Source organism: Phormidium pseudopriestleyi FRX01, assembly GCF_017313335.1.
Classification (GTDB): Bacteria; Cyanobacteriota; Cyanobacteriia; order Cyanobacteriales; family Laspinemataceae; genus Laspinema; species Laspinema pseudopriestleyi.
Window position 1 is genome coordinate 1 of the sequence record NZ_JAFLQW010000300.1, and the last position, 9,774, is coordinate 9,774.

The window sequence follows — 9,774 nt, forward strand, 5'->3', positions numbered from 1 at the left end:
AGGGCAGTTTGGGGAATTTAGCATTACCCCAAGCGATCGCCAATCGGTGATCATCTATCGGAGTGGTTTGATGGTAGCCGCCCTCAGTTTCGCGATCGCCACTGTTTTGCTCTTCTGGCAAGGAACCACCCCCGCAATCCTTACCAGTCTCAGCGCACTCTATGCCTGTTTCTGTCTGGCACTCGGCGTCAGCTTACTGACGATTCACATTTATCTCAAAGTCCTCCATCGCTTCCTTCAAGTCTGTTGGGCGATCGGTGCCGTCACTGCATTAACAGTGATTTTTACTCGTCCTGACCCCTTCGTAGTCATAGTTTATCACGAGGCGATCGCCCTAGTTGGTATCGGATTTACCTTTGTCGCATTAACGGGCATCTATTTTAAAGAAGCCTTTTGTTTCAATCGCCTAGAAACTAAATTACTCACTCCCTTAGTCCCCTTGCTAATTTTAGGTCACCTCTCGGGTTTATTAACTCCCTCAATGGAACAAAATTTATTAGCAGTTTGGGCCATTCTCTTTCTAGTTTTTGCTCTGCGAAAAGCGGGACAAGACATTCCCGCAGATATTGGGGATAAAAGTGTTTTTGCCTACCTCAAGCAACAGGAAAAAGGGCAAGTTTAATTCCCAGATTCAGACTTTTGGGAGGCCATCAGTCCTTTCATTTGTTCCAAACTGCACTTTCCCCTAAAATTCAAGGGGGGGGGGTACGATCGCCGTCCATCCCCTGGATAACAAACCTTCCCTGGTGAGCCATCACCAAAGAAGGAATCATTAGGGTACTTGTAAGATGCGATCGCCGATATTTCCCCCCGATTTTTCGATAGGAGTCATTAGGGTTAATGTATCTGGAAGAACGAGCATTTTGGGTCGCCTGGTCGCAAATTCCCGCAGTCGGCCCGGTGTTGCTGGGGCGCTTGTTTAAATATTTCGGCAGTTTAGCTGCTGCTTGGCAAGCTGAAGAGGAGGCTCTCACTCAGGTTCAGGGGTTGGGTCGGCAACTGGTGGAAAAAATTGTCACAAGGCGATCGCAACTTAATCCCGAACAACTCTATACCGAACATCTGCGCCAAAATCCCAATTTTTGGACCCCTGCGGACCCTGATTATCCGCGTTTGCTCGGGGAAATCCCCAACCCACCCCCCCTGCTGTATTACCAGGGTCAAGTCGATCGCCAGGAAACCCTCGGCAATCGCCCTATTGTCGGCATTGTCGGCACTCGTCACCCCTCGGAATATGGACAGCGATGGACTCGCCGAATTAGCCAGATTTTGGCGGAATGTGGCTTTACCATTGTCTCTGGAATGGCCGCAGGCATTGATACTCAGGCCCATCTCGGTTGTTTAGATGCCGATGGCCGCACGATCGCCGTCTTTGGAACTCCCCTCAACAAAATATATCCGGAAACCAATCGTCATCTCTCCGAAAAGATTATACAAAAAGGATTGTTTTTGAGTGAACATCCCGTGGGAACCCTCACAAGGCGAGAACATTTCGCACAACGCAATCGGATTATTGCCGGGTTAAGTCGGGCAGTTTTGGTGATGGAAGCACCGGAGCAATCAGGGGCACTGATTACCGCCAAAGTTGCCAATGAATACAGCCGGGATGTCTTTGCCTTACCCGGACGCATTGATGACCCCAATTCTCAAGGCTGTTTACGACTGTTGAAAAATGGGGCCGAAACCATCATCAATGAAACAGAATTGCTGGAAATGCTAGGGGCCATGCCCAAATATCATCCAACCTCTTCCCCGACTGCTGCAACTACAGTAGTGCCACCCCTGCCATCGGTCCCGGATTTAGACCCCCCATTGCAACAAGTCTGGGAGGCGACTGCGATCGAGCCTATCCCCTTCGATCTCATTGTATCCCAAGCCCAACTCGATGCCGCCTCGGTATCCAGTGCGTTATTACAACTCGAATTAATCGGCTTAGTCGAGCAATTACCAGGAATGCGCTATCGCCGCAGTTGAATAGGGGGTTTCTCCAGGGAAATTACCCCTATTCATCCAGTCGGTGTCTTTGGAAGCGCCGTCAGCCGCACCAAAGATGATATGAACATTCTGGAAATCATCTATGAAGATCACCGCAAGGTGGATACCCTCTTCATGGAAATCGAAAACACCAGCGACGCTAAAAAACGCGAAGAATTCTTCGCTCAAATCTATAAAGACCTTACCGCTCACTCCGAAGCTGAAGAAGAAGTCGTCTATCCCGCTATCCGCGCTCAATTACCAAAAGTGCAACATCTGTATGACGAGCAGGCTCAGATGAAACAACTCCTCGAAACTATCAAATCCAGCAATGGTAGCGATGCGAGCTTTATGACTCGTGTCAAACAGTTGAAAGAAATGGTGCAGCATCACGTCAAGGAAGAAGAGGGCGATATGTTCAATAAATTCCGCCAGACGATGAATGAGGCCCAAATGGAACAACTCTCCAAGCAGTTTAAGGAAGCCAAAAGCCGAATTCAGCAATCAATGGCGTCCTAAGCTCACGACTCAGTTGAGGCGGTTGCTAACCTAATGTTGTAAATCAGCTAAAATGGGGGGTGTAATGCCTCCCTTTTTTTTGTTTTTAACCGATTATAGAGCGGGGCGTTGTTTTTCTTGCGTCGGCATAGAATTTTCCGTAAACTTTTTAAACTACCCCTTATAAATAGAACGAATTCTCGGGAATCGCCCCCTATCTTTTTATAGATTTTGAATCTAATCCTCTAGGCATATCGTTTAAGTTTGAGGTCAAATTTCCTGGGTTTTAAAGGGAAAAATTAACCCCGATTGGTTGGAGTGAGCAAGACAGGCAAGATAGGGCCTGCGCATTGCACCCCTACATGAAATAACGATTTTTCATGTAGGGGTTTGGTCTGATTACCCTTTTCCCTGATGTAGGGGTTTGGTCTGATCACCCTCTTGATGGCCATCTCATCGAAGCCCCTACAAATACACCTTGACAGGGCTAGGCCTTAACCCCTACCCAGGGACTGTAGTTACGGAAGGGGAAATTCGTTTAAGATGGCTCACAACAGCCGATCGCGCTGGTCTTCAGTAGGGAAATGCAACCCGATTTCGGGATAGGGTTATCCACAAAGGAGTTTGTTTAATGAATAACTTTTACGAACAGGATGTTTTATTACTCGAAGTCACCCGGGAGAGATCGATTCGTCGAACCGTAATGGTCTTAGAAACTAAGCGCAAACGCATCCGCGAGGACCTCTTGGAACTGATCCAGAATATGCCATTGTTAGCCCTACCTGTAGCGTTAACTCGGGACGCACCCGAAGAATCGCAAGACATCCTGCTAGAGGCATTATCTCGGATGGGGGATGAAGCTTTTGCGCGCTGGATTGCCGAAGGGATTCTCGATCGCCAGTCTCCATCTGAGATTCCCGAGTCTTAGCCTGCAAAAATCACCGGGAATCCTGCTGAACTTAACCCATCAGCGATCGCCTCGCCACCCGAATCCCCAGGGACCAGACCTCCATTTATTCTTGATCCTGGTTCTCCAGTTCCAGTTTCGGTAATTCCTGTAATTCCTCTAATTCCTGCAATTCCTGCAACTCCGGCAGTTCCTGGGGTTGCGCCTCGACTTCTTCGGGTTTACTCAGTTTCTCCAACTCGGGCAAGGCTAACAATTCAGGCTGTTTCTCCTCGATGACAACCGGCATTTGTAGGGGTTGGACCGTCTCAACAAAACAACTCGCCAGGGGTAGAGCCCGCTCCAAGTCATCCAGGGGCCTGGGAATCACCATCACGGAGGTCAGTTCTCCAATCCGTTCGGCTTCAAACATCCCCGCTTCCACAGCAACCACCACATTTGCTACCGTGCCTCGGATAATCACCGTGCATAACCCGTCGCCAATCTTTTCATAGCCGGTTAAATCCACATCAGCAGACTTGAGCATGGCATCTGCCGCACCCACCAACGCCGGAAATCCTCGGGTTTCCAACAGTCCGATCGCTTGATGGCTCGGACGGCCTTGATTGCCTTGGGCCAAATCCATCAACCGCGCACCGATTGGGAGGATAGCTTCCAAATTTGCCAAGGGACGGGGTATAACCAGCTTAGAAACCACTTGACCAAACTTTTCGGCAGTTTCAGCACCGGCTTCTACAGCCAAGCGCACATCTGCCGTTTTACCCCGGACCACTGCCGTGCAGTGACCGCCCCCTATTTTTTCAAATCCAACTAAAATCACCCCAGCAGATTTGAGCATCATATCGGCACAGCCGACGATCGCCGGGAAACTTTGGGTCGATACTAAACCCAAAGCTAAATCCTGAAGGTCGTGAATGCGAGTTTTTTGCTCGCGCTTTACCAGTCCTACATCGCGTCTTTCCATCTTGCCTCTCCCTCAAACATGACCGAGGTCCCCCATTAGCTGAGAGTGTCGGTTCTCAATTTTTTCACCTGATCTCAAACGTAACATTTCAAATTAAATAGGGACTAAATCTAATCCTCTGGGATAGGTTGGATGGGGTGTTGTTTATGGGGAAACAAGGTTTGCATCAATTGGTTGAGATGCGCTTGTCCATAGATATAAGCGGGAGAGGATGGAACAGGGGGTGGATCTGGGGGTGTTGCCGGAGGTTCTGCGCCATTGTCATTACTGCTGATGGGTGGCGATCGCTCCGGAGTCGGAGGTTCCGGCTCAGATGCAGTGGCCGGTTCTGGCGGTTGCAGCAAATCGGGTGGGACCGGATCCGGGGCGACTGGGTTGGGACTCGAAGGCGATACCGGACCGGGATTAGCGGCAGTAGTGCTCTCCACCTCAATCCATTGACGACTTTCGTCTCCGAGTAAGGAACCTGGGGCAATTACTTCATTAGATGCAACCGTGGGATGGAGTAAAGTTGTGGCGCTGCCGATGCAAGCATTTGCACCGATTTTGCCAGTTCCGATCGCCAAGACCCCGGCACCGAGGGTCGCTCCTTCTTCAATAATCAGATTGCCTTGACAGGCTTGTAGAATGGAACCCATGCCAATGCAGACACCCGCGGCGATTTCGATGCGAGTACCTGGAGATGCCTGGAGGATGACTCCCGAGGCGATCGAGGCACCTTCATCAATAGTGACATCGCCACTTATATAAATATTGGGATTCCGATTGGGTTGCAGTGGCGGCAAATACATGGGAAATGGAACCTTTAAAGGTCGGACGATCTCGATTTTCCCCCCCGGTCATCTCCGGTATAGGGAAAGGTTAGGAAACGAGAGGTGGACAGCCCAAATTTAAGGGGAAGTCAAGATGCGATGCGATCGCCTCTCTCCTTGACTCGGAGGGCGGATTGCCACAGAATGCAGCGACTGCTTGGCATCCACTCAACCCGCTGGACTTTTGGGCCACCCCCTGACGCTTCCCTTCAGACTAGGGTCGTTGAACGATCGTTTCCACCACACGCCGCTTGGCTTTCGGGTCAATTCCAATGATGCGAACATATTCACCTGGATATTGACGCATAAACCCTTCGATCGCCCCGAGTGCTTGGGATTTATTTTGGGTATCGATCGCCCCGCAGGTTTCCCAAGACCCGGTGCTAAAGCGCCGCTTACTGACGTGCTCGGCACCGAGGCGCAATCCTTGGGTGAGGATTTGACGCACCGTATCAGCCACTTCATTACCCAGGTTACCCGAGCCACCAGAGGGGGCGCTATTATAGCTGCTGCTGTAGTTTTTCCCGGCAGAGGATGCGCTGCCATTGCCATTGGTGGCGACGGGTTCGTTGGGCCGTTGGATGATGGTTTCAAGCACCCGACGTTTGGCTTTCGGGTCAATCCCGATCAAGCGCACATATTCACCCTGATGTTCGGCCAAGCAATTGGCTAATTCGGCCAGCACTTGGGACAGATTATTGCTCTCAATCCCAGCACAGCTTTTCCAGGATCCGGTCCGGAAGCGTCGCTCATCGACGTGTTCGGTGCCCAGACGCAATCCTTGAGTCAGGATTTGATTGACTTGATCGGCCAATGGAGTGGGTAGTCCACCGCCGTTTCCGCTCGATGCGCTGTAGCTGCTGGGGGTGTTACTGGGGCGATAGGAGCTGGTGCCGTTGCTGCTGGAGACCTGAGAGTTCGGGCGTTGGACGATGGTTTCCAGGACCCGGCGCTTGGCTTTGGCATCGATGCCAATTAAGCGGACATATTCGCCGCGATGTTCCGCTAAACACTGTTCTAGGGAGGAGATAACTTCCGAGAGATTTTGGCTGGAAATCGGAGCACAACTTTGCCAGGAGCCTGTGCGGAAGCGTCGCTCATCCACGTGCTCGGTACCGATCCGATATCCACCGGCTAGGAGGTCCCGGACTTGGGAGATAGCTTCTTGAGTGATTGTCATAGTCTCTTGTTTAGTAGCGTTGCCATTAGAACTTACAGCACCAGGGGTTTCATTGCGAATCTGGAGAACGCAGGAACTGTCTGCCACACAGTGATACCCGCTGCGTAAGGCTTCGTTGATGCCGAGGACATGGGTGGCGAATTTGGTATCCGTCTCTGTCACATTCGGCAAGCGATCAGCCTGTTGCTGGTTGGTAATGATCGCTCCAGAGGGAATGTATTTGCCTGGGGGAATTTCTACATCTTGAATTAGGGCGTGCATCATGACGATACAGCCGGTGCCGACTCGGGCATTAAAGACGGTGGAACGAAAGCCGATAAAACAGCTATCCCCGACGTAGGCGGGACCGTGAATTAGGGCCATGTGGGCGATCGAACAATTTTTGCCGACCCATACAGAATAGGGATTGTTGTCATCCCCAACCACTCGTCCTTCATCGAGTCCGTGAATCACGACGCCATCTTGGATGTTGCTGCTTTCTCCGATATAAAAGGGGGTGCCTTCATCGGCGCGGATTGAGGTCCCTGGTGCAACCAGGACATGAGCACCAATTCGGACATCTCCAATAATATTAGAGAAGGAATGAACGTAAGCGGTTTTGTGGATCTGCGGCTCGGCCATGTTTTTTGACCAAGGCGTGGGCGGAGCCGCCTTACTGCGGACTACCATATCTGAATTACTCCTTCAAAGAATGCGACTAGAATCGGCGTCAGACATTCAGAATTCAGAATTCGTTTGACGCAGGGTACGCCGACTTGCTGTCACCTGTGCACTATCTTGCGCGAGCGATCGCACAAGTTTAAGTGAATCCTCTCAAGAATTCTGACTCCTGACGCCTGACTCCATACCGAATGCGATCGCTGACGTTGGTCTGTTTTGTCTATACTGACTAACGAAAGCGATCGGTTTCTTTCTTGCTGTAAAGAATGCGATTTTCAACATTCACCGTGTCTACGATCGCAATGACTGCTGCGTCCACGGGCCTCTCGTCATTACGGATCACCTGCCGCGCTGCACTGCCGAGGGTGACCAGCACCCATTCCCCTATACCCGCCCCTACATTATCCGCAGCGACTTCGTATTTGGGGATAAGTTGTCCCTCCTCGTCTATCAATTGCAACAGGAGTAATTTAACCCCTTGCAGATTGGGATCCTTTTGTGTACTGACGACGGTCCCGCGAACTTGGGCAAGTTGCATGATTTATGCTCTATTTATCGGCTTAAACGAATGCCTGTGGTGCTTTCCCGGAATTGCTCCACGGCTTCGGTGTAGCGAATCGGTAGAACATACTCTAGGTTCTCATGAGGACGGGCAATGATGTGGGTTGACAGCACTTGTCCACCATTGACTCGTCTGACATTTTCCACAGCAGCACCCACGGAGGCTTGCACTTCCGAGACATCTCCGCGCACAATGACGGTGACGCGACCACTTCCGATTTTTTCATAGCCGACTAAGGTGACGCGGGCTGCTTTCACCATTGCGTCTGCTGCTTCTACAACTGCGGGAAACCCTAGTGTTTCTACCATTCCAACTGCGATTGACATGAATTTGACTCCCAACGTTAATGTTGATATTTACTGTAATGCGTCAATGACGCTTTCTTTCGGTCCAAGTCAGAACGGTGGTTCTGAATGGGGTTAATACGTTCGGAACTGCTCGACGGCTTCGGTGTACCGGATCGGCAGCACGTATTCTAGGTTCTCATGCGGACGGGCAATAATGTGGGTGGAGACCACTTCTCCGCCATTGACACGCTTGACCGATTCGACCCCAGCCGAGACGGAGGCTTGCACTTCTGATACGTCTCCGCGCACGATTACGGTCACGCGAGCGCTGCCGATTTTTTCATATCCCACAAGGGTTACGCGGGCAGCTTTTACCATCGCGTCAGCCGCTTCTACCACGGCTGGGAAGCCTCGGGTTTCAATCATTCCCACTGCTATAGGCATTTCTTCGGTCTCCTGAATGGATGAGTCGGTTTAATTCAATCTAAGCTGCGATCGTTCAGCGGTCGGTCTTCCCGAACGTTTTCAGTTATCGTAAAGCTATCCTCTCCCTTTATCAAGAATAGGTGAATCTTGTATCCCTTGACAATATAAATAATAATCATGTTTACAAATAAAAGTAATTATAAAAACTAATCTTGTAAAGAAAATTAATATTTTATTAATAAAATTAATGTTGAAATGGGGAAGGACTTCGACCGACTGGGGCCATGAGTGCTGAAGTGGGCGCAGTTGCATCAGGGATCAGTCCCACTTGAGGGGGTCGAACTGCCGATCAAGATCCCTGCACTGAACCGAATCAACGGATTAGCCTAGGGTCGATCCCGGCACTATTGTCAAGGCCCTCAAAAAGGTCAGAATGACTCCGTTGCGACGAACCGTACCCTCGTCTCGCCTTCACGGTCGATCGCCCGGGGTTCCACAGGAATTGTCCCCAAATCTTCCAGTATTGGCAGTCAACTACCTACACTGACTAAGAGTACAGTGTAGGCTTGCAGGAAACTGTAAGCCTTGTTGACCAGCTTTAGTTCCTAATAGGGACTCCGTTATTTGAGTCAAGACACCCTAGAATACGTGCCAGTTCTAGGCTCTGTCGTCTGAAGTTAAACAGGCTATAGGGAAAAACCAGTGCTTCAGACTTCTTCAAGCTCTTATAACATTAGCGAGGCAAACCATACCAACGTAAGTTGAGAGTTCAAAGTAATGCGAATTTTTGTACTAGATAAAAATCTGAAAACTCTTGACCCGTGCCATCCCGCAAGGGCAAGAGAACTCATAAAAAAAGGGAGGGCTAAAGTATTCAAATGCTACCCATTTACTATTGTGTTGCAAAATAGAATCGTTGAGGAATCTACAACACATTCCCACAGAATCAAAATTGACCCTGGCAGTAAAACGAGCGGGATTGTCGTTGTCCAAGAAAAGACAGGGCGCGTTACCAACGCCTTAGAAATTTCTCACAGAGGACAGCAAATTAAAAATTCCCTTGAATCCCGTAGAGCTTTAAGAAGGGGTCGTCGTAATCGTAAAACTCGTTACCGCAAGCCTCGCTTTTTAAATAGAACCCGTAAGGCTGGCTGGCTGCCACCCTCTCTAGAAAGCCGGATTGCCAATATTGAGACTTGGGTTAGGCGAATCAGGAAAGTTTGTCCAATTGCTGCCATCTCTCAAGAGCTAGTTCGATTTGATTTACAGCAGATGCAAAACCCTGAGATTAGTGGGATTGAATACCAGCATGGGGTGCTATTTGGGTTTGAAGTTAAGGAGTATTTACTTCAAAAATGGGGCAGGAAATGTGCCTACTGCGGCGCTGAAAATGTCCCGCTTGAAATAGAACACATCCTCGCCAAAAGCAAGGGTGGTTCTAACCGAGTCAGCAACCTCTGTCTTAGTTGTCATTCCTGTAACCAATCCAAAGGGAATAAACCTG

11 protein-coding genes are annotated in these 9,774 nt (G+C 49.9%); 5 read left to right on the plus strand and 6 right to left on the minus strand.

Annotation, left to right across the window (positions count from 1 at the left end; all coding sequences use genetic code 11):
* The 4 genes from J0895_RS11160 to J0895_RS11175 all read left to right on the plus strand — a co-directional run.
* A partial coding sequence (locus J0895_RS11160) for a DUF2301 domain-containing membrane protein (RefSeq protein WP_207088170.1) occupies nucleotides 1-622 on the plus strand: 622 nt, incomplete at its 5' end.
* 218 nt (nucleotides 623-840) lie between these two features.
* On the plus strand, nucleotides 841-1,974 hold the full coding sequence (gene dprA, locus J0895_RS11165) for a DNA-processing protein DprA (protein ID WP_207088171.1): 1,134 nt from the start codon (nucleotides 841-843) through the stop codon (nucleotides 1,972-1,974).
* A gap of 81 nt (nucleotides 1,975-2,055) precedes the next feature.
* Complete coding sequence (locus J0895_RS11170) at nucleotides 2,056-2,493, plus strand: hemerythrin domain-containing protein (RefSeq protein ID WP_242541213.1); 438 nt, start codon at nucleotides 2,056-2,058, stop codon at nucleotides 2,491-2,493.
* A 610-nt stretch (nucleotides 2,494-3,103) separates the two neighbouring features.
* A complete protein-coding gene (locus J0895_RS11175) occupies nucleotides 3,104-3,400 on the plus strand; it encodes a hypothetical protein (protein WP_207088172.1) in 297 nt (98 codons plus the stop codon).
* 85 nt (nucleotides 3,401-3,485) lie between these two features.
* On the opposite strand, the gene ccmO is transcribed toward J0895_RS11175, so the two are convergent.
* The 6 genes from ccmO to J0895_RS11205 form a co-directional block, all read right to left on the minus strand.
* Nucleotides 3,486-4,343 (minus strand): beta-carboxysome assembly protein CcmO, encoded by an 858-nt coding sequence (ccmO, locus tag J0895_RS11180; RefSeq protein WP_207088173.1) that lies wholly within the window; start codon nucleotides 4,341-4,343, stop codon nucleotides 3,486-3,488.
* Between the two features lie 110 nt (nucleotides 4,344-4,453).
* Nucleotides 4,454-5,134, minus strand: a complete 681-nt coding sequence (gene ccmN, locus J0895_RS11185; protein WP_207088174.1) for a beta-carboxysome scaffolding protein CcmN — start codon at nucleotides 5,132-5,134, stop codon at nucleotides 4,454-4,456.
* A gap of 235 nt (nucleotides 5,135-5,369) precedes the next feature.
* The gene (gene ccmM / locus J0895_RS11190) at nucleotides 5,370-7,004 is read right to left on the minus strand and encodes a beta-carboxysome scaffolding protein CcmM (RefSeq protein WP_207088175.1); all 1,635 of its coding nucleotides are present in this window, start codon (nucleotides 7,002-7,004) and stop codon (nucleotides 5,370-5,372) included.
* 220 nt (nucleotides 7,005-7,224) lie between these two features.
* Complete coding sequence (gene ccmL, locus J0895_RS11195) at nucleotides 7,225-7,533, minus strand: beta-carboxysome shell vertex protein CcmL (protein ID WP_207088176.1); 309 nt, start codon at nucleotides 7,531-7,533, stop codon at nucleotides 7,225-7,227.
* Between the two features lie 14 nt (nucleotides 7,534-7,547).
* On the minus strand, nucleotides 7,548-7,883 hold the full coding sequence (locus J0895_RS11200; protein WP_015148316.1) for a carbon dioxide-concentrating mechanism protein CcmK: 336 nt from the start codon (nucleotides 7,881-7,883) through the stop codon (nucleotides 7,548-7,550).
* 93 nt (nucleotides 7,884-7,976) lie between these two features.
* A complete protein-coding gene (locus J0895_RS11205; RefSeq protein WP_015148315.1) occupies nucleotides 7,977-8,288 on the minus strand; it encodes a carbon dioxide-concentrating mechanism protein CcmK in 312 nt (103 codons plus the stop codon).
* A gap of 759 nt (nucleotides 8,289-9,047) precedes the next feature.
* On the opposite strand from J0895_RS11205, the gene iscB reads away from it, so the two are divergent.
* Nucleotides 9,048-9,774 (plus strand): RNA-guided endonuclease IscB (iscB, locus tag J0895_RS11210; protein WP_207088177.1); only part of this gene is annotated, 727 nt, incomplete at its 3' end.

What these genes read in the sequence shown, in the direction of transcription:
- dprA (WP_207088171.1), top strand. Translation starts at nt 841, where the DNA reads ATGTATCTGGAAGAACGAGCATTTTGGGTCGCCTGGTCGCAAATTCCC.
- J0895_RS11170 (WP_242541213.1), top strand. Translation starts at nt 2,056, where the DNA reads ATGAACATTCTGGAAATCATCTATGAAGATCACCGCAAGGTGGATACC.
- J0895_RS11175 (WP_207088172.1), top strand. Translation starts at nt 3,104, where the DNA reads ATGAATAACTTTTACGAACAGGATGTTTTATTACTCGAAGTCACCCGG.
- ccmO (WP_207088173.1), bottom strand. Translation starts at nt 4,343, where the DNA reads ATGGAAAGACGCGATGTAGGACTGGTAAAGCGCGAGCAAAAAACTCGC.
- ccmN (WP_207088174.1), bottom strand. Translation starts at nt 5,134, where the DNA reads ATGTATTTGCCGCCACTGCAACCCAATCGGAATCCCAATATTTATATA.
- ccmM (WP_207088175.1), bottom strand. Translation starts at nt 7,004, where the DNA reads ATGGTAGTCCGCAGTAAGGCGGCTCCGCCCACGCCTTGGTCAAAAAAC.
- ccmL (WP_207088176.1), bottom strand. Translation starts at nt 7,533, where the DNA reads ATGCAACTTGCCCAAGTTCGCGGGACCGTCGTCAGTACACAAAAGGAT.
- J0895_RS11200 (WP_015148316.1), bottom strand. Translation starts at nt 7,883, where the DNA reads ATGTCAATCGCAGTTGGAATGGTAGAAACACTAGGGTTTCCCGCAGTT.
- J0895_RS11205 (WP_015148315.1), bottom strand. Translation starts at nt 8,288, where the DNA reads ATGCCTATAGCAGTGGGAATGATTGAAACCCGAGGCTTCCCAGCCGTG.